We start from the raw sequence: 19543 nt of genomic DNA, 5'->3' as shown, positions 1-19543 counted from the left end.
ATCACTCCGTTATGCCGCATTCAGGGCGTTGTGGTTGATGGCCATCATCGTCATTAGCCGCTCTTCGTTGGCGTCATCGCCGTGGATCTCGCCAGTCACCCGGCCTTCACTCAACGTGATGATCCGATCGGAAACCGCCATAACTTCCGGTAGATCGGAGGAGATCACGATCACCGCCACGCCCTTTTTCGCCATATCAAACAGCACCTGATGGACTTCTGATTTGGTGCCAACATCGATGCCGCGCGTTGGTTCATCCACGATCAGCACCCGAGGATTAAGCGCCATGCAGCGCGCAAGGATCACTTTTTGCTGATTCCCGCCGGAGAGCTTGCGCACCTCCTGCGCGCTGTTGACCATTTTGATCTGCAGCGCCTGGCGGTAAGACTCGATCAGGGCATCCTCTTTGCGGGTATTCACGAACCAGCGCCAGTGCAGCAGTGACGAGAGGCTGGAGAGCGACAGGTTGTCGCGGATCGACAGCCCAAGCACCGCGCCCTCTTTTTTACGATCTTCCGGTACCAGCGCCAGCCCCTGATCCAGCGCAAACAGCGGGTCGCGCGGCTGATATGGCACGCCATCAAGTTCAAAGCTGCCGGAAGTAAAACCGTCGGCGCCAAACAGGCAGCGGGCCACTTCGGTGCGCCCGGCACCCACCAGTCCGGCAATGCCTAACACTTCGCCAGCATGCACGTGGAAGCTAATGTCGTGCAGCGCGATACCATGCGGATCCAGCGGCGGTTTTTCGCGGCTAAGCCCCTTCACCGCCAGACGCACAGGTTTATCTTCATGGTGAGTTTCGCTGGCCGGACGGCGATTAAAGGCCACATCGCGCCCCACCATCAGGCGGATCAGCTGTTCTACGGTGGTCTGTGCAACCGCGCCATTCCCGGTGAATCGTCCATCCTGGAAAACGGTGAACTGGTCACAGAGTTGAAAAACTTCATGCAGGCGATGGGTGACGTAGATAATGCTCACGCCGCGCCCTTTAAGTTCCCGCACCACACGATGTAGGCTTTCTACTTCGCTGTCGCTCAGCGCGGCGGAAGGTTCATCCATGATGATCAGCTTTGCGTTCAGCGTCAGCGCCCGCGCAATTTCCACCATTTGCTGCTGCGCCACGCTCAGCCGGGCCACGGCCGTGGTTGGCGCAACGTTCAGTTGCAGGTAATCCAGAATCACCTGCGCTTCCTGATTTACCGCCTTTTCGTCAACAATCAGATTGCGTTTGCGCGGCTCACGACCGAGGAACATATTCTCGGCGACGGTCATATTGGGCAGCAGATTAAATTCCTGATAAATCGTGATAATGCCCTTGTTCTGCCGCTCAACCGGAGAGTCTTCTACCGGCAATGTTTCGCCGTTGAACCAAATATCCCCGCGTGTTTGCGGCTGTGCGCCCGCCAGCGCTTTCAGCAGGGTCGATTTTCCTGCACCGTTCTCACCTAACAGCGCATGAATTTCGCCTGCTCCAACGGTCAGCTGTGCGCTGCTCAACGCCCAAACGCCGGAAAAGCTTTTCGCCAGGTCGGTCACTTTCAGTAAGGGTTGCGACATCGGTCTGCTCCTCCTTTAGAGTGAGCCGCCGTAACGGCGGCTCCAGATATACACAAAATCATTCAAGTTGCATCAAGGCGGCAAGTCTGAGAATCCCCAGGAGCTTACTCAAGTAAGTGACTGGGGTGAGCAGATGCAGCCAACACAGAGGCAGCTTGAAGGATGACGTGTATAAATCAGTTACCGGCTTCGTTAATACGCTCGGCCTGCTGCAAATTCTCTTTGGTGATAAGCGTTGGCGGGTAGTCAGCCCCGGTGATCGCAGTCTTCTCACGGACGTTATTCACCAACTGGCTCATGGCCGTTTTCACCGCAAAGCCAGGACGCTGATCCGCCGTCACTGCCAGCCAGCCGTCGCGCACACGCGCCAGTGCTTCCGGCACAGCATCGAAGCCCGTGACCAGAACTTCACCCGGTTTCAGTCCTTGTCCCTGTAACGCTTCAATCGCGCCCAGCGCCATATCGTCGTTAGCGGAGAGGATCACCTGCGGACGCTTCGGCAGCGAAGGCAGCACGCTTTCGACAATGCGCATCCCTTCAGAACGCATCCAGTTACCGGTCTGATCGGCAACGATCTTGTACTTTTCACCACCCGCCTTCAGGCTGTCGCGAATGCCTTTAGTACGTTCAATGTTGGAGGAGGAGCCTGGCTGGCCGGTCAGCAGAATAATGTCTGCCCCGTCAGGGAATTTGGTTTTGACAAAGTCGCCAATCGCCTGACCGCCTTTGTAGTTGTTCGCGCCGAAGTGCGGCACTTTTTTCTGGCTGTCAACGGAGCGGTCAAGGGTAACAACGGGCAGTTTCGCATCCTGAATTTCATCTACCGCGCTGGACACCGCGTTGACATCGTTTGGTGAAACAATAAAGCCCTGTGCGCCACGAGTTATGGCATTTTCCAGGTCAGCGACTTGTTTTGGCGAGCTACCCTGCCCGTCCAGGACCTGTAAATTCACGCCCATCTCTTTTGCGGCTTTCACCGCCGTGCGCTGCATGTGCACTTCAAATGGCATCGCCAGGTTTGGCGTACTGAAAACAATTTGCTCGTTTTCAGCAATGGCTGCCCCGGATGTCATGGCGATGAGGACAGCTAAGATCAGTTTTTTCATTATTATGTCTCTCTGTGTAGGGTAGGTTGTGGTGACAATCAGAGGAGAACTTCACGCTGGCTATGCAGTGACTCCAGCGCTTTATCCGCCAGATACAGCGCACGCTCGCCATCATCCCCGCTGCAATCAGGGACCGCTTCGCCGCGCAGTACCGCAACAAAGTGTTCCCATTCCGCGGCATAGGCCGATTTATAACGCTGCAGGAAGAAATGTTCAGGTAACGCGCTGGTGCAGCCGGTCTTCGCGTAGTGCTGCACCTGGTTTTCGAGAATGTTGCCCGCGCACAGCAGTCCTTCAGAGCCGTGCAGCTCAAGGCGCTGATCGTATCCGTAAGAAGAACGGCGGCTGTTGACGATGGTCGCCATCGCGCCGGAGGCATATTTCAGTATGATGAACGCGGTATCGATATCGCCCGCTTCGCCAATCGCCGGATCCACCAGATTGCTGCCCTGGGCATACACCGAAACCGGTTCTTCGCCCATGATAAAGCGCGCCATATCAAAATCGTGGATAGTCATATCGCGGAACATACCGCCGGACACACGCACGTATTCCGCAGGCGGCGGCGACGGGTCGCGGGAGATGATCAGCAGCGATTCCGGCTTTCCGATACGCCCGGCCAGTGCGTCAGTTTTCACACGGCGAAACTGTGGATCGAAGCGGCGGTTGAAACCGATAAACAACGGTACATCGTACTCTTTGACCACTTTCAGGCAGTCGCGTACACGGGCCAGATCCAGGTGGACCGGCTTTTCACAGAAGATGGCTTTACCGTGGCGGGCGGCCATTTCAATCAGATCCGCATGGGTATCGGTCGCGGAGGCAATCAGCACGGCGTGAACGTTAGGGTCCGTCATCGCCTCATCCAGGCTTTGCAAACGAGCCTGGTACTGTGTGGCAAGACGGGTGGCAAATTCCTGATTCGGGTCGACGACGGACCAGAGGGTAGTAGCACTGTGACTGGCAATGTTAGCTGCATGTACCTGGCCAATTCGGCCAGCGCCCAGTAAAGCAATGTTAAACATAACGGCTCCCGGTGTTGGTGAATGCGATGAACTAACGACCCTTTAAATAAAACATTTATTTCATTTTTATAAATAGTGAAAATTATGTTTTTGAGTGCAAGTTAACACTTTTGAGATGATCGAGATAAAATCTGTTATCAATATCACAACATAACAACAGGGAAGATGCAGGAATTGGCCCCCTTCCGTTCAGGAAGGAGGCGATGGATGAAGAAAAAGGAAAAATGAAATGAAAATTTCGTTGTCGCAGGTTGCCGGATGACGGCGCTAACGCCTTATCCGGCCTGGGGGATAGAATCCGCTGTAGGCCGGATAAGCGCGGCGCCATCCGGCATTAATCGCTTTTAGTACTGACGTGCGTTTTTCACCTGCTCAAACGTCTGCTCAGCCGCTTTTCGCACCGACGGAGATTCCGCCACCTGCGCATCGCCAGTGCGCCACCAGGCGGCATAGTCGTGGGTCATGGTTTTCGGCAGGACTTTGATATCCAGCAGCACAGGCCCCGAATGCGCACGGGAGGCTTCCAGCGCCGTCAGCAGGCTTTGCTCGTCATGTACACGCCATGCCCGACAGCCGTAGCTTTCCGCGTTTTTGGCAAAATCGACCTTCACCAGCGGCCCATCCAACCGTCCGGTTTGCGGGTTACGGTGACGGTTTTCCGTACCGAAACTCCCCATCCCATGCCCCATCTGCAGGTTGTTAATACACCCGAAGCTGGCGTTATCAAACAGCAGGATAGTGACTTTTATCCCCTCCTGGACGGCGGTTTGTAGCTCGGAATGCAGCATCATGTACGAGCCATCCCCCACCATGGCATATACCGGCTGCTGCGGCTTCGCCAGCCTGGCTCCAATAGCAGCCGCAATCTCATAGCCCATACAGGAGTAACCGTATTCCAGGTGATAGCTGTCCGGGGTTTTGACCTGCCAGATACGCTGTAAATCGCCAGGTAGCGATCCGGCGGCCCCTACGACGATAGCGTTATCTTCAATGTGCTGATTGATAAGCCCCAGCACCTTCGTCTGGGTCAACCTGGTGTTTAGCGTGTCGCCATATTCCGCCAACTGAGCGTCAAGATGCCCAGCCACTTCGGGTTCGTCATCGGGACGCCAGTCGCGCTCCCATAAACGTTGGCACTCATCGCGCCAGGCCTCTTGCGCCTGCGCGACCACCTTCCCCCAATCGCTGCGGTAGTCTTTCAGTGTTTCAGTTAATGCCGTAAGCCCGGTACGGGCGTCGGCGATAAGCGCAGTGGCATCAAGCTTCAGTGCGTCAAACTCCGCCACGTTCAGCAGCAGGAACTCAACCTCCGGATGAGAAAACAGCGCTTTCGAACCGGTGGTAAAGTCGGTGAGGCGCGTACCGATGCCGATCACCAGATCGGCTTGCGGTGCGAGCTGATTCGCTGCCATCCCTCCAGTTACCCCAATGCCTCCGAGGTTAAGTGGGTGGTCACTAACCAGCGCTCCCTTTCCGGCCTGAGTTTCGGCAAACGGCAGTTGCAGCGTTTCAACAAACGTACGAAACGCCTCATGCGCGCCGGAATATCGTACCCCGCCGCCGCATACCACCAGCGGACGGCGTTTGCGGGCAATCAGCGCCCGCGCCATCGCCAGACGCTGCGGGTCGGGCGGGCGACGTTCGATCAAATGAACGCGGCGCGCAAAGAAGCTCTGCGGATAGTCCCAGGCTTCTCCCTGCACATCCTGTGGCAGGCAAATAGTTACGGCACCAGTATCTGCGGGGTCAGTAAGCGTTCGCATCGCGTTTAGCATCGCGCTCATTAATTGCTCCGGGCGGTTAATCCGGTCCCAGTATCGCGAGACCGGGCGGAAGCAGTCGTTGGTACTGATGCCAAGGTCATGGTATTGCTCAATTTGCTGCAATACCGGGTCCGGCTGACGGCTGGCGTAGACATCGCCTGGCAACAGCAACAGCGGAATACGGTTCGCCGTCGCGGTTGCCGCGGCGGTCACCATGTTTGCCGCTCCCGGCCCAACCGATGATGTCACGGCAAAAATACGCTGGCGCCGATGCTGTTTGGCGAATCCGGTCGCCATGTGCGCAATTCCCTGCTCATTACATCCCTGCATCACCTGCAAATGACCGGGTGCCTGCTCCAGCGCCTGGCCAATGCCAAGCACGTTACCGTGACCAAAGATGGTGGCGACACCCTCGACAAAGGGCGTTTCCTCGCCATCGACACAGACATATTGTTGATTAAGGAATTTGACCAGCGCCTGAGCCATGGTCATACGTTCGGTTTGCATAAACCCTCCTGTCAGCCCAGCGTTGGCATGGAGAACGCGGCCCCTGTGTCCTGCAGCATCTCCGGCCAGCGTGCGGTGACGGTTTTCATCCGGGTGTAGAAGCGTACGCCATCGTTACCATGAACGTTAAGCGCACCAAAAATGGACCGCTTCCAGCCGCCAAAACTGTGGAACGCCATCGGCACCGGAATAGGCACGTTTACGCCCACCATGCCCGCCTGCACTTCTTCGCAGAAGCGACGCGCACAGCCGCCGTCGCGCGTGAAAATTGCCGTGCCATTACCATATTCATGACGGTTAATCAGTTCCACCGCGCTGCTGTAATCTGCTACGCGCACCACAGAAAGCACCGGCCCAAAAATCTCCTCTTTATAAATGGTCATTTCCGGCGTGACGTTATCGAACAGGGTCGGCCCGACAAAATAGCCCTGCTCATGGCCTTTAACGCTAAAACGCCGACCATCCACGCGCAGGCTGGCCCCCTGCGATTCCCCACTGTCGATATAACCGAGCACTTTATTACGGTGTACCGAGGAGATAAGCGGTCCCATTTCGTTTTCCGGTGTCTGATCAAGCCCCGGCCCGACACGCAGCGCCGCAATCTGTTTTTCCAGTCGCGAGCACAGCTCATCTGCCGTTTTGTCCCCTACCGCCAACACCACGGAGAGTGCCATACAGCGTTCACCCGCCGCACCGTAAGCGGCCCCCATAATGGCATTGGTTGCCATATCCATGTCGGCATCCGGCATTAAAATGCAGTGATTTTTAGCGCCACCTAACGCCTGGCAACGCTTACCGTGGGCCGATGCCGTCTGATAAATGTATTCCGCAATCGGCGTAGAGCCGACAAAGCTCACGGCCTGCACACGCGGGTCAGTTAACAGCACGTCAACGGACTCTTTGTCCCCCTGCACAACGTTGAACACGCCGTCTGGCAATCCGGCTTCTTGCAGCAGTTTGGCCAGAGCCAGGGCGAGAGAAGGGTCTTTTTCTGAGGGTTTCAGCACGAAGGTATTCCCGGTTGCCAGCGCGATGGGGAACATCCACATCGGTACCATTGCCGGAAAGTTAAACGGCGTGATCCCGACGCAAACCCCGAGAGGTTGCATCAGCGAATGGCTATCGACGCCGGTCCCTACGTTGGCGGAGTGTTCGCCCTTTTGCAGATGCGGGATGCCACAGGCAAACTCCACCACTTCCAGGCCGCGGGTCAGCTCACCAACTGCGTCAGAGAATACCTTGCCATGCTCTTCGCTGATGATGCGAGCCAGCCTCTCCATGTTTTCTTCCAACAGCGCCTTAAAGCGGAACATCACTCGCGCACGTTTTAACGGAGAATGACGCGCCCAACCGGGGAATGCGTCGTGCGCTGCCGCAATAGCCTGCTCGGTTTCCTGTGTCGTACTCATCACCACCTGGCGGATCTGCTCGCCGGTGGCCGGGTTGAAGATTGCCTGAACGCGCTGGCCTGAACCGGTGACACATTCGCCGTGGATAAAATTCGCTACTGTCTCCATCCTTAACCTCTCGCTGTTGATACGTGACTGTTACCTGAACACTGTTATCTGTGTACTATATATAAAACAAACATTCCATTTTAAGTTGAAATAAAATAAATAATGATTAATGTGATCAAGGATGGGTTTTTATGTTAACAAGCGGAATCGCATGATTAGCGTGCACTGGCAGAACGTTTCAGCGAACGGCAAGCCTGAAGCTTTTGTTTCGTTTTTACAGCCAGATGAATGAGTGACATTTCAAAGACGCGGTTTTGCGTTTAGAATCATAAAACTATGTACCAGGAGGTAAAATGACAACAGCAACCAGCCTGAACGAGCTGCAGCAGCAAATCCGTGATCGCTACGATAGCCTGAGTAAGAGGTTGCAGCAGGTGTCCCGCTATGTGCTGGATAATACCAATAGCGTGGCCTTTGATACGGTTGCCGTCATTGCTGAACGTGCCGGAGTGCCACCCTCTACGCTGATCCGCTTCGCCAATGCTTTTGACTTCACCGGCTTCAATGAAATGAAACAGCTGTTTCGTATGAACCTGGTAGAGGAAACCGCCAGCTACAGCGACCGCGCGCGCATGTTCCGTGAGATGGAAAGCGAAGCCGTACCGGAAACCCCGCTCGATATCCTGCAGGAGTTCGCCCGTTCAAATACTCAGGCGCTCCAGCAACTGGCTGCCCGTGCCGAACCTGAAATGCTGGAACGCGCCGTACAATTGCTGGCAGAAGCCGACACCATTTACATCGCAGGTCTGCGTCGTTCGTTTAGCGTAGCGGCCTATCTTACCTACGCCCTGAGCCATCTTGAATGTCGCCCTATTTTGCTCGACGGAATGGGCGGAATGCTGCGCGAGCAGATTAACCGCATCAAAGCGCGCGATATCGTGGTGTCGATCAGCTTCTCGCCTTATGCGGAAGAAACGGTGATGGTTAGCGAAACTGCGGCCAATGCCGGCGCGCGCCAGATTGTGATTACCGACAGCCAGATAAGCCCGCTGGCCACATTCAGCGATCTCTGCTTTGTGGTGAAAGAGGCGCAGGTCGACGCGTTTCGCTCCCAGTCAGCGACGCTGTGCCTGGTGCAGTCGTTAGTGGTGGCGCTGGCTTACCGGCTAGGTGACGGAAGCCATGAAAACGGTCATTCTGTCGGGTGATGAGCACCGCGAAAATTGACGATCCGCTTTATTACATTCCCGCCAGCGTGATCTCTGCCGTTACTTTTATGGTCGTTGAAAATATCGTCCTCATCCAACGACCAGCTAAAATACAATCCGTTATTACCATAAGCTACAATTATATTAATATTAGATAATCAACAATGCGCGTGCTGACAATAATACGCAAAGGTTTACTATAGGCCTGTCTTTTTTAAGCAGGAAAGTAAAATGAAAAATACAAAAGGGTTGATGATTATTGCCCTTGCTTTCACCCTGGCATCATGTGCTTCCATTCCTGAGAATATCAAAGGTAATAATCAACCCGATATCCAAAAAAACTTTATCTCCGTGCATAACCAGCCCGGTTTATATACCGGTCAGCAGGCCCGTTTTGGCGGTAAAGTCATCAATGTGATTAACACCAAAAAAGATACGTTGCTGGAAATCGCCGTTCTGCCACTGAACGACTCTGCTAAGCCACAAATAGACGCGAGTTATCAGGGACGTATTCTTGCCCAGCAGAAAGGTTTCCTCGATCCGGTAAACTACAGAAACCATTTCGTGACTATTTTGGGAACAATTCAAGGAGATGAGTCAGGATTCATCAACAAAGTCCCGTACAACTTTGTTAAAGTTGATTTACAAGGAATCCAGGTTTGGCATTTAACTGAGTCTGTCAACACCACCTATAACATGTGGGATTATGGTTACGGCGCATTCTGGCCTGAGCCGATGTGGGGAGCGCCTTACTACGCCAATACAGTCACTCAGGTAACTCCGGAGCTAGTGAAATAATCCCAGAGGTAAGATGGCGCGACTATATTCCGGAGTCAGGTGTTGGCAAACACCCCCTCTCATCACCCCGTGTTTATCTTATTGCGCCATCCTGCTTCATGAGATCCTTCGCTTAACATGCATTCCTCCTGTTACATATAATTTTTAACCGCTAATTCTTTAGCGAAGAAATGGGCTTTACCCTTCTCATGCCTGACCATCTTTTTTTATTTACCGACAACTCCCCCACCCTGCATGCAATAAAAGAACATTTGTGTTTACACATTATTCAGGGATTACTATGAACAGAAAATGCTTACTGTTGATACCATTATTCTTTAGTAGCGTCATCATCACCGCCTGTGATAATAAACCTGCAGTAAAAACCGCCATGGAGCCCGAGGTCGGTGTTGTTACCTTAGCGCCCTCCTCAGTAAATATTAAAAGTGAACTTCCGGGTCGCGCGCTTGCGTTCGAGATCGCCGAAATCCGCCCTCAGGTTGGTGGGATCATCATAAAACGCAACTTTGTTGAAGGCGATAAAGTCAGCAAAGGAGAATCACTGTATCAAATTGATCCTGCCCCGCTGCAGGCACGGCTGGACTCAGCCAAAGGCGCGTTGGCAAAGGCACAGGCTACCGCCAATAATGTTCGTCTGACACTCAATCGGCAGTCAGCATTAATAAAATCTAATTACGTCAGCCGCCAGGACTATGACACGACGCGTACACAGCTTAATGAAGCGCAAGCCAATGTTGCCGTCGCTAAAGCGGATCTTGAACAAGCCACCATCAATCTTCGATACGCCAATGTTACCTCGCCCATTGATGGCATCAGCGGTAAATCCTCCGTGACCGTGGGTGCCCTGGTTACTGCCAATCAGGAAAACGCGCTGGTCACCGTTCAGAGATTAGATCCGATTTATGTTGATTTAACCCAGTCAGTACAGGACTTCTTACGCCTGAAAGAAGAGAAAGCCAACGGCCAAATCGCCCAGCAACAAGGCAAAATTCCGGTTGAGCTGATGCTGGAAAACGGCAAGCCCTATCGCCATACCGGTACGCTTGAGTTTTCCGATCCCGCTGTTGATGAGACCACCGGTTCGGTAACCCTGCGCGCCGTATTTCCCAATCCTGAAGGTGAAATTTTACCCGGTATGTATGTCACGGCGTTGCTGGACGAAGGCAGTCAACAAAACGTGTTGATGGTCCCCCAGCAAGGAATTACGCATAACGAGCAAGGAAAAGCCACCGCGCTGATCCTTGACCAGGAAAACGTAGTGCAACTGCGTGAAATAAACGCAGTGAAGGCCGTTGGTAATCAATGGTTAGTGACCGCGGGATTACGTCCTGGCGATCGGGTCATTGTGTCCGGATTACAAAGAATTCGTCCGGGAATCAAAGCCCGGGTCCTCCCTTCAAAACTGAACACATCTGACACGGTAGCTGAACAGTAATATTTCAGGCATTAAGGACACTTTCTTCATGGCCAACTTTTTTATTGAGCGCCCGGTTTTCGCCTGGGTGCTCGCTATTATCATGATGTTTACGGGCGGTATCGCGATAATGAACCTGCCTGTCGCCCAATATCCACAAATTGCGCCCCCAACCATTACCATCAGCGCTGCCTACCCAGGGGCAGACGCGAAGACCGTTGAAGACTCCGTCACCCAGGTGATTGAACAGAATATGAATGGTCTTGATGGCCTGATGTATATGTCATCCACCAGCGATGCGGCAGGTAATGCCTCGATTATCCTGACCTTCAAAACGGGTACGTCACCCGATATTGCGCAGGTTCAGGTACAGAATAAACTACAGCTGGCGATGCCTTCCTTGCCGCAGGAAGTACAACAGCAAGGGATCAGCGTTGATAAATCCAGCAGCAATATATTAATGGTCGCCGGTTTTATCTCTGATAATAACAGCCTGAGCCAATATGATATTGCCGACTATGTGGCCTCGAACATTAAAGATCCGCTAAGCCGCACTGCCGGGGTGGGGAGCGTGCAGTTATTCGGTTCTCAATACGCCATGCGCATCTGGTTGGATCCGCAAAAGCTCGACAAGTATAACCTCACTCCCGAGGACGTCATTACCCAGCTCAAAGTGCAGAATAATCAGATATCTGGCGGGCAATTGGGGGGCATGCCTCAGTCAGCCGATCAGCAGTTAAATGCGTCGATAATCGTCCAGACGCGTCTGCAAACGACCGATGAATTTGGCAAGATCTTCCTTAAAGTTCAGCAAGATGGTTCTCAGGTTCTGCTGCGCGATGTCGCGCGCATTGAGCTGGGTGCGGAAAATTATGCAACGGTTGCACGTTACAACGGCAAACCCGCCGCCGGGATTGCGATTAAACTTGCCGCTGGCGCCAATGCCCTGGCAACGTCCCAGGCGGTCAAACAAGAGCTGAACAGATTATCGGCCTGGTTTCCGGCCAGTATGAAAACCGTTTATCCCTATGACACCACGCCGTTTATCGAGATTTCGATTCAGGGTGTTTTTCATACTTTGATCGAGGCAATCATTCTGGTATTCCTCGTCATGTATCTGTTTTTGCAAAGTTTCCGCGCGACGCTTATCCCCACTATCGCCGTTCCGGTGGTTATCCTCGGCACCTTTGCAATACTCGACGTCGCCGGTTTTTCGATTAACACGCTCACGATGTTTGGCATGGTGCTGGCGATAGGGCTGTTGGTTGATGATGCCATCGTGGTGGTTGAGAACGTAGAACGTATTATTGCTGAAGAGCACTTGTCCCCAAAAGCGGCAACGCATAAAGCAATGGGCCAACTCCAGAGGGCGCTGGTTGGTATTGCCGTTGTGTTATCCGCCGTATTTATGCCGATGGCGTTTATGAGCGGGGCAACGGGGGAAATTTTCCGTCAGTTTTCCATCACCTTAATCTCCTCCATGCTGCTGTCGGTATTTGTGGCAATGAGCCTGACGCCTGCGCTTTGCGCCATGCTGTTAAAATCTCACGAGGGAGAAAAGGCAAACACACATTTTCTGTTTACCCGTTTCAATCACTTCATGGAGAAATGCACTCAGCACTACACGGACAGCACCCGTACACTGCTACGTCGCACAGGCCGTTATATGGTCGTCTATTTAGTCATTGGCGCGGGCATGATTGTGCTGTTTTTACGCACTCCGACCTCCTTTCTGCCTGAAGAAGATCAGGGGGTATTCATGACCACGGCACAATTGCCTTCGGGTTCAACGATGGTGAACACCAGCAAAGTGCTCGGGGAAATAACCGACTACTACCTGACGAAAGAACAGAAAAATGTCGCTTCTGTTTTCACCGTCGGCGGATTTGGTTTCAGCGGTCAGGGACAAAACAACGGTCTGGCGTTTATCAGCCTGAAGCCGTGGTCAGAACGCGTTGGCGAAGAAAACTCGGTTACCGCCATTATTCGACGGGCAATGATGGCCTTAAGCACCATCAATAATGCCGTCGTTTATCCGTTCAATTTACCCGCAGTCGCGGAACTGGGGACGGCTTCAGGTTTTGATATGGAGCTACTGGATAACGGTAATCTTGGGCATGAGAAAATGATGCAGGCGCGGAACCAGCTTCTGGCTTTGGCCAACCAGTCATCCGGTGAGGTTGACGGGGTACGTCCGAACGGCCTGGAAGATACACCGATGTTCCGCATTCACGTCAACGCCAAAAAGGCTGAAGCTATGGGCGTTGCGTTATCAGATATTAATCAGACCATCTCCACCGCGTTTGGTAGTCGCTATGTTAATGATTTCCTGAACCAGGGGCGCGTAAAAAAAGTGTATGTCCAGGCCGATACGCCGTTCCGTATGTTGCCGGACAATATCAACCACTGGTACGTACGTAACGCCTCCGGCGCAATGACGCCGCTTTCCGCCTACTCATCCACCGAGTGGACCTACGGTTCTCCTCGCCTTGAACGCTACAACGGTCAACCCGCAATGGAAATTCTGGGCCAGCCGGTTGAAGGGAAAAGCAGTGGTGATGCGATGAAATTTATGGCATCGCTGATTAATAAACTGCCCGCAGGCGTCGGCTATGCCTGGACCGGTCTGTCTTATCAGGAGGCGCTATCCACAAACCAGGCACCAATGCTGTACGGCATTTCGCTGATCGTCGTGTTTCTGGCACTGGCGGCACTGTATGAAAGCTGGTCGATCCCGTTCTCGGTGATGCTGGTTGTGCCAATCGGGGTGGTCGGCGCTTTACTGGCTACCGATCTGCGCGGCCTGAGCAATGATGTTTATTTCCAGGTAGGCCTGCTCACCACCATGGGGCTGTCGGCTAAAAACGCCATTCTGATCGTCGAGTTTGCCGTCGAGATTATGCAGAAAGAAGGGAAAACGCCGCTTGAAGCTGCAGTGGAAGCCGCGCAAATGCGCTTACGTCCAATTCTGATGACCTCACTGGCCTTCATCCTGGGGGTTATTCCGCTGGCAATAAGCAACGGCGCGGGCTCTGGTGCGCAAAATGCCGTCGGTACGGGGGTTATCGGAGGGATGCTGGCCGCGACGGTACTGGCAATCTATTTTGTTCCAGTGTTCTTTGTCCTCGTTGAAAATACGTTAGCGCGATTTAAAGCTCGACGCTGATCCCCTGCCCTATCCCTGGGTTTAGATTATTAAATCCCAGGGATGGGGCTTCGTTTGTCAGGCCTACGGTTATTAGTGGGCACGGCTATCCAGCGAGTTTCTCGTGGATAGCAGGGTAAGCATTACGCGGATTTTTTATAAGGAACGACTGAGGGTAGGAACAGAGGTTGTCAATTCTAACTAAAGCCAGGCTATCAAAACGGTTAATCAATAGTGCAGACCGGAACCTTTCAGATTTACAGCCAGTTCACCCAGTTTTGTATTCGGATGCTGATGGCACATTTTAACCATTTTCGGTACAGCTTCCGTTTCCACCTCATGCAGGGGAACATAATCATCGCCTTTAAAGTCCGAATTTTTATTAACAATCACAAAGGCAATTGCCGTCTTGTATTGCTGACTCATATCAACAAATTCTTTACAGGTCATATCTTGTGGCGCAGCTTCCGTTGCCTGAGTAGCCAAAGCACGGGTCATTGGCGCCATAATAGAGGTCACAAGAATAGCTGCAGAAACCATCATCTTAATATTCACTATGCGCTCCAGAAGTAGCATTAATTTTTATCGGCGAGCTTATCAGTTTTAACCAGCGTCGCATTTCTACGCAGACTGATAAAAGCTAAAGAACTAAAGATCATCTCGACACCAATAAAGATTGAGGTAAATACATACGATCTGTCGGGATCCATATTCAGCCATACGCCGGCAATAAGCAGGTCAAAAATACCAATGAAAATGTTCCATCCATAACCCGGACTACGGAACAGTTTGACCCCAGAGGCGATACGAAAAATACCCCCCAGAATAAACAGGCAGCAAAATACCATTGCCAGTGAATTCATGCCTATCACAGGATTCACGAGGAAACAGTAACCCAGCAGTAACCACGCGATAGCAAAAAAGGCATAAGTAAATTTGGCTTTCAATTGCTTTTTACCTGAGCTAAACAGGCTATAAATAGAATAGAAACCACATACCAGGAACATAAAACCGGTTGCATAGCTTAAATAAACACCTGCAGCAATCGGATAAATCAAGCAGCAGATGCCACAAATCAACATCAACACCGCCATAATCGTCGCGTGCTTTTTATAATGAACGAGTGTTTTTTCATTAAACGCTCTCAGGCTACGCTGATTAAAAACAAACATACATCCTCCGTTATACATAAACGCAATGTAACCTGTTGACACAAGAATTATTACTCACTCAACATATGTTACTTACAGTGGAATGATAAGACTTCCACTAAGGAAGCGTATATAAGAACAAGAGAATGTCGCTATGCGTTTAATCCTACACATGTCAGACATCTGACACGTGTAGGATTAAACGGTCATTATTCTATCTTGGCTCTGATTCCTCTCTTTAACATTATTTAATATGCTTATTGCGTTTGGTGACATATACCAAATTTATTCAGGAGAAAGTAATGAAAAAGATTATTCTTGCGGGTGTGCTTGCAACCATGATGGGTTCAGCACCAGTGATGGCTGCTACTGCTACCACAACCACTCCGGCGCAAGCTGCTACAGCAAATGTACAAAAAGAAGCTGCCGATGTTATGCAGGTCGCAGTGCAAGGCGCAAATGCGATGCGTGATATTCAGCTTGCTCGTCTGGCCCTGTTTCATGGACAGCCTGACAGCGCTAAAAAATTAACCGATGACGCGGCTTCCCTGCTGGCAGGCGACAGCAAAGATTGGGCGAAATTTGTAAAAGCTGCGCCTAAAGCCAAGATGATTGACGATCAGTACGTGGTTATTAACGCTACGGTCGCGCTGTCAGAAGACTATATTGCGACTCCGGCCAAAGAATCCGCTATCAAAACAGCGAATGGCAAAATGGCCAAAGGCGACTGGAAAGGTGCAGTTGATACTCTGCAACTGGCTGGTATCAGCGTGCTTCAGACCCAATACCTGATGCCTCTGAATCAGACTCGTAAAGCCGTTGCCAGCGCGCAAAAACTGCTGACTTCCGGTAAATACTATGAAGCAAACCTTGTGTTAAAAGGTGCTGAAGATGGCATTGTAGTCGATAGCGAGATGATCGGCGCAGGCCAGTAGTACTCAGCACTACGGAGTGTTGAACCAGGACTTTCTCTCCTGATCGGGCAGCTACGGCCACCCGATCAGGGGGATTAATGGCTAATCAGACTGTCTATCTCAATCTCAATTTCCCGCATAACAGCAATAATCTTCTGCAATGCCTCCTCGCGTACTGCCAGAGGAAGATCGTCATGTCGTCTGGATTCGAAAGGTTCGCACAGGTTCTGTAGCGCAGTGATACCCAGAATTTGCGCCGAGCCATGCAACCGGTGAAGGGCTCGCAAAAACAGCTGAGGCTCATCTTGCAAAACGGCCTTCTCAGCCGCTTGTATATCATTCAGCGTTGCCTCGCGAAATGTCTCGAGAATCTCGTTCATGAGTGCGCGATCGCCGCCGGTATTTTCCGTCAATACATTGAATTTCAAATGCCGGATTGTACAAGGAGACGAATAACCGGTTTCGATTTTACTCAATTCATGTGTCAGTGTCTGAATCGACACAGGCTTGAACAGGCACAAATTCATACCATTTTGCAGGCATCGATCGCGTGACTGTGGAAGTGCGCTGGCCGTCAGTCCCCATATTTGTAAATTCGGCTGTTGACGACGTAGCGAAGCCGCGAGATCAAACCCGTCTTTTTTCGGCATATTTACATCGGTTATCAGCAGATCGTACGATTTTTTCGCCAGTTTGGCTTCTGCTTCCTCCCCATCACACGCTTCATCCACACTGTAGCCAATGGCATTCAACTGTCGCTTGAGCAGCAGGCGATTGGTTGGATTATCGTCAGCTATCAAAATAGACAGACACGGCAGCGGTAACAGAGTACCTGGCGCATCGCCATCCGATACAATTGACTGTCGAGCCGTTTCAACCGGCAGCGTTATGGTAAACGTGGTTCCTTGCAACGGGACGCTCATCAACTCCAGCGTCCCGCCCATCAGCGTCACCAGTTCTTTACAGATAAATAACCCCAGACCAGAACCGGTTTGTTGACGCCCACAGCGCCCCTGAGCGTAACGCTGAAACAACCCCGCCTGCTCCTCTTCACTAATCCCGCAACCGGTGTCGCTAATGGCGATGGTCAGGGTACCGTGATTCTCCCCGTCAGGCGTCAAACGGGCCGTTACATGAATGCTGCCCTGCTCGGTAAACTTCAACGCATTACCCACCAGGTTGGTGAGAATTTGCCGCAAAGCCTGCTGATCGACAAATACCCGCTCGTTTGCTGGCAACTGGCTAACGCAGGCAAGCGTAATGCCTTTCTGTCTGGCTAAAGCATCGAAAGAGTGGCACTGCAATTCAATGAGCTGCGAGAGATCTGTCCATTGAGGAACAACCTGGTATTTACCAGACTCAATCTTATCCACATCCAGAATCTTACCGATCAGCCCAAGCAATGACTGGGCCGTCGCCCCGGTAAGGGCAATCGCCTCTTTTCGTTGTGCCGGGCTGAGTTCTGAACTCGACAGTAATTCCACAAAGCCAACAATCGAACTTACCGGAGTACGTAATTCATGGCTCATACTCGCCAGAAAGCGACTTTTGGCCTTGGTTGCTTCAATCGCTTTATTCTTTTCGTTTTCCAGTTCTTGAGATAATGCTTCTTTGAGATGAAGCTGCTCTTCCAGTAGCCGCTGCGATTGTTTCCTTTTATTTACCTCACGGGAGAGTGAGATCCCCCAGATCAGGCTAATTGCTATCAGCAGCAGCGCGAATATCCCCAGTTGATAGAACTGTTTGCTATATCGACTCCAGAAATCGACCTGCGTATTGGAAATTTTCGACCACCTCTCCGTCATCTGCAAAATCTCACGTGGCGGTATGGCCTGTAGCGCTTTATCCATAACAGACTTCAACATCGGCTCGCGGGGAGAGATTGCAAAACTTACCGACGCACCAGGCATATCTGGAAGCCTAAAAAAGTGCATATTTTTCTGGTAGTAATGATCGACCATAAATCTTGCCGACAATTCGGTAGCGATTGCCGCATCAACGCTGCCCTCCTTAACCATGGCCATCGCAACACTGCCAGTATCCGCATTCACCCAGGTGGCCTGCGGATAGCGTTGTTTCAGCTCGCTTTCCAGCACATGCCCGGCAGGCAAAGCAATGCGTATCGGCTTCTCCAGTAGCGAATTGGCGGTTTCCTCACGGGAAGTGATCATCACAAATGCCACATTCATCAGCGGATCGCTAAAGGCCGAATTGCTCGGGTTTTGATGAGTTAGCGTGATAGTGGGATACATATCCCACTGTTCGCCGCTTATTTGCTTTGTCTGCTCACTTTTGGAGCTAGGGAAGGTGCGAATAAGCAGGTCATTTCTTCCCAAGCTGACTCGCTGATTAAAATTTCGCGGATCTGGGCCGATTTTTTTCCCGCAAACACATCGAATCAGCCTATTTAGGCTATTTTTTCCACCATTTCTGGCGTTATTTCCGGTTTTTACTGAGATCTCTCCCACTGACGTATCATTTGGTCCACCCGAAACAGGTTGGCCAGGGTGAATAACATCGCCAGTTGGTTATCGTTTTTCAGCAGCCCCTTGTATCTGGCTTTCACGAAGCCGAACTGCCGCTTGATGATGCGAAACGGGTGCTCCACCCTGGCACGGATGCTGGCTTTCATGTATTCGATGTTGATGGCCGTTTTGTTCTTGCGCGGATGCTGCTTCAAGGTTTTTACCCTGCCGGGACGCTCGGCGATCAGCCAGTCCACATCCACCTCGGCCAGCTCCTCGCGCTGTGGCGCTCCTTGGTAGCCGGCATCGGCTGAGACAAATTGCTCCTCTCCATGAAGCAGATTACCCAGCTGATTGAGGTCATGCTCGTTGGCCGCGGTGGTGACCAGGCTGTGGGTCAGGCCACTCTTGGCATCGACACCAATGTGGGCCTTCATGCCAAAGTGCCACTGATTGCCTTTCTTGGTCTGATGCATCTCCGGATCGCGTTGCTGCTCTTTGTTCTTGGTAGAGCTGGGTGCCTCAATGATGGTGGCATCCACCAAAGTGCCTTGGGTCATCATGACGCCTGCTTCGGCCAGCCAGCGATTGATGGTCTTGAACAATTGACGGGCCAGTTGATGCTGCTCGAGCAGGTGGCGGAAATTCATGATGGTGGTGCGATCCGGCAGGGCGCTATCCAGGGATAATCGGGCAAACAGGCGCATGGAGGCGATTTCGTACAGGGCATCTTCCATGGCACCGTCGCTCAGGTTGTACCAATGCTGCATGCAGTGAATACGCAGCATGGTCTCCAGCGGATAGGGCCGTCGGCCATTGCCCGCCTTGGGATAAAACGGCTCGATGACAGCGGTCATATTCTGCCATGGCAGAATCTGCTCCATGCGGGAGAGGAAAATCTCTTTTCGGGTCTGACGGCGCTTAGTGCTGAATTCACTATCGGCGAAGGTGAGTTGATGGCTCATGATGTCCCTCTGGGATGCGCTCCGGATGAATATGATGATCTCATATCAGGAACTTGTTCGCACCTTCC

13 protein-coding genes and 1 pseudogene are annotated in these 19543 nt (G+C 52.0%); 5 read left to right on the top strand and 9 right to left on the bottom strand.

Annotation, left to right across the window (positions count from 1 at the left end):
- Nucleotides 1-9: 9 nt before the first annotated feature.
- The 5 genes from OGY72_RS09380 to OGY72_RS09360 form a co-directional block, all read right to left on the bottom strand.
- The gene (locus OGY72_RS09380; protein WP_003839789.1) at nucleotides 10-1557 is read right to left on the bottom strand and encodes a sugar ABC transporter ATP-binding protein; all 1548 of its coding nucleotides are present in this window, start codon (nucleotides 1555-1557) and stop codon (nucleotides 10-12) included.
- 176 nt (nucleotides 1558-1733) lie between these two features.
- Nucleotides 1734-2663: a sugar ABC transporter substrate-binding protein gene (locus OGY72_RS09375; RefSeq protein WP_003826099.1), complete on the bottom strand. Its 930-nt coding sequence runs from the start codon at nucleotides 2661-2663 to the stop codon at nucleotides 1734-1736.
- Between the two features lie 38 nt (nucleotides 2664-2701).
- Entirely contained in the window at nucleotides 2702-3688 is a 987-nt protein-coding gene (gene iolG, locus OGY72_RS09370; protein WP_148361594.1) for an inositol 2-dehydrogenase, read from the bottom strand.
- A 344-nt stretch (nucleotides 3689-4032) separates the two neighbouring features.
- Nucleotides 4033-5958, bottom strand: coding sequence for a 3D-(3,5/4)-trihydroxycyclohexane-1,2-dione acylhydrolase (decyclizing) (gene iolD, locus OGY72_RS09365; protein ID WP_149281753.1), 1926 nt, complete (start codon nucleotides 5956-5958; stop codon nucleotides 4033-4035).
- Nucleotides 5959-5969: 11 nt separating this feature from the next.
- The gene (locus OGY72_RS09360; RefSeq protein WP_003839780.1) at nucleotides 5970-7475 is read right to left on the bottom strand and encodes a CoA-acylating methylmalonate-semialdehyde dehydrogenase; all 1506 of its coding nucleotides are present in this window, start codon (nucleotides 7473-7475) and stop codon (nucleotides 5970-5972) included.
- 293 nt (nucleotides 7476-7768) lie between these two features.
- Here OGY72_RS09360 and OGY72_RS09355 point away from each other — a divergent pair, with 293 nt between their 5' ends.
- The 4 genes from OGY72_RS09355 to OGY72_RS09340 all read left to right on the top strand — a co-directional run bounded on the left by OGY72_RS09355 (nucleotide 7769) and on the right by OGY72_RS09340 (nucleotide 14001).
- Nucleotides 7769-8623, top strand: coding sequence for a MurR/RpiR family transcriptional regulator (locus OGY72_RS09355; protein WP_148361591.1), 855 nt, complete (start codon nucleotides 7769-7771; stop codon nucleotides 8621-8623).
- A gap of 231 nt (nucleotides 8624-8854) precedes the next feature.
- Nucleotides 8855-9421 (top strand): Slp family lipoprotein, encoded by a 567-nt coding sequence (locus OGY72_RS09350; RefSeq protein ID WP_148361590.1) that lies wholly within the window; start codon nucleotides 8855-8857, stop codon nucleotides 9419-9421.
- Between the two features lie 280 nt (nucleotides 9422-9701).
- A complete protein-coding gene (locus OGY72_RS09345) occupies nucleotides 9702-10856 on the top strand; it encodes an efflux RND transporter periplasmic adaptor subunit (protein WP_003826087.1) in 1155 nt (384 codons plus the stop codon).
- A gap of 28 nt (nucleotides 10857-10884) precedes the next feature.
- Nucleotides 10885-14001 carry an efflux RND transporter permease subunit gene (locus tag OGY72_RS09340; RefSeq protein ID WP_275398889.1) on the top strand — a complete coding sequence of 1039 codons (3117 nt, stop codon included), beginning with the start codon at nucleotides 10885-10887 and terminating at the stop codon, nucleotides 13999-14001.
- A gap of 207 nt (nucleotides 14002-14208) precedes the next feature.
- Here OGY72_RS09340 and OGY72_RS09335 read toward each other — a convergent pair whose 3' ends face one another.
- A complete protein-coding gene (locus OGY72_RS09335; RefSeq protein ID WP_125112795.1) occupies nucleotides 14209-14556 on the bottom strand; it encodes an HdeA/HdeB family chaperone in 348 nt (115 codons plus the stop codon).
- On the bottom strand, nucleotides 14556-15152 hold the full coding sequence (locus tag OGY72_RS09330) for a DUF308 domain-containing protein (RefSeq protein WP_003826082.1): 597 nt from the start codon (nucleotides 15150-15152) through the stop codon (nucleotides 14556-14558). The genes OGY72_RS09335 and OGY72_RS09330 overlap by 1 nt, the downstream gene beginning before the upstream one ends.
- Nucleotides 15153-15433: 281 nt before the next feature.
- Here OGY72_RS09330 and OGY72_RS09325 point away from each other — a divergent pair, with 281 nt between their 5' ends.
- Nucleotides 15434-16066, top strand: a complete 633-nt coding sequence (locus tag OGY72_RS09325) for a YfdX family protein (protein WP_003826081.1) — start codon at nucleotides 15434-15436, stop codon at nucleotides 16064-16066.
- Nucleotides 16067-16140: 74 nt separating this feature from the next.
- Here the strand turns inward: OGY72_RS09325 and OGY72_RS09320 are convergent.
- Together OGY72_RS09320 and OGY72_RS09315 are read right to left on the bottom strand one after the other, a co-directional pair.
- A pseudogene (locus OGY72_RS09320) lies at nucleotides 16141-18324 on the bottom strand (ATP-binding protein); the annotation flags it as partial.
- A 170-nt stretch (nucleotides 18325-18494) separates the two neighbouring features.
- Nucleotides 18495-19475 (bottom strand): IS5-like element ISKpn26 family transposase, encoded by a 981-nt coding sequence (locus tag OGY72_RS09315; RefSeq protein WP_000019450.1) that lies wholly within the window; start codon nucleotides 19473-19475, stop codon nucleotides 18495-18497.
- Nucleotides 19476-19543: the final 68 nt, after the last annotated feature.

This window comes from Citrobacter sp. Cpo221 (assembly GCF_030332345.1).
In the GTDB taxonomy this organism is placed as follows: Bacteria; Pseudomonadota; Gammaproteobacteria; order Enterobacterales; family Enterobacteriaceae; genus Citrobacter; species Citrobacter portucalensis.
Note: the sequence above shows the minus strand (reverse complement) of the source record. Positions and strands in the feature narration are given on the sequence as shown.

Coding starts and splice junctions, on each gene's coding strand:
- iolG (WP_148361594.1), bottom strand. CDS start 3,688: ATGTTTAACATTGCTTTACTGGGCGCTGGCCGAATTGGCCAGGTACAT.
- iolD (WP_149281753.1), bottom strand. CDS start 5,958: ATGCAAACCGAACGTATGACCATGGCTCAGGCGCTGGTCAAATTCCTT.
- OGY72_RS09380 (WP_003839789.1), bottom strand. CDS start 1,557: ATGTCGCAACCCTTACTGAAAGTGACCGACCTGGCGAAAAGCTTTTCC.
- OGY72_RS09330 (WP_003826082.1), bottom strand. CDS start 15,152: ATGTTTGTTTTTAATCAGCGTAGCCTGAGAGCGTTTAATGAAAAAACA.
- OGY72_RS09355 (WP_148361591.1), top strand. CDS start 7,769: ATGACAACAGCAACCAGCCTGAACGAGCTGCAGCAGCAAATCCGTGAT.
- OGY72_RS09360 (WP_003839780.1), bottom strand. CDS start 7,475: ATGGAGACAGTAGCGAATTTTATCCACGGCGAATGTGTCACCGGTTCA.
- OGY72_RS09375 (WP_003826099.1), bottom strand. CDS start 2,663: ATGAAAAAACTGATCTTAGCTGTCCTCATCGCCATGACATCCGGGGCA.
- OGY72_RS09345 (WP_003826087.1), top strand. CDS start 9,702: ATGAACAGAAAATGCTTACTGTTGATACCATTATTCTTTAGTAGCGTC.
- OGY72_RS09340 (WP_275398889.1), top strand. CDS start 10,885: ATGGCCAACTTTTTTATTGAGCGCCCGGTTTTCGCCTGGGTGCTCGCT.
- OGY72_RS09325 (WP_003826081.1), top strand. CDS start 15,434: ATGAAAAAGATTATTCTTGCGGGTGTGCTTGCAACCATGATGGGTTCA.
- OGY72_RS09350 (WP_148361590.1), top strand. CDS start 8,855: ATGAAAAATACAAAAGGGTTGATGATTATTGCCCTTGCTTTCACCCTG.
- OGY72_RS09335 (WP_125112795.1), bottom strand. CDS start 14,556: ATGCTACTTCTGGAGCGCATAGTGAATATTAAGATGATGGTTTCTGCA.
- OGY72_RS09315 (WP_000019450.1), bottom strand. CDS start 19,475: ATGAGCCATCAACTCACCTTCGCCGATAGTGAATTCAGCACTAAGCGC.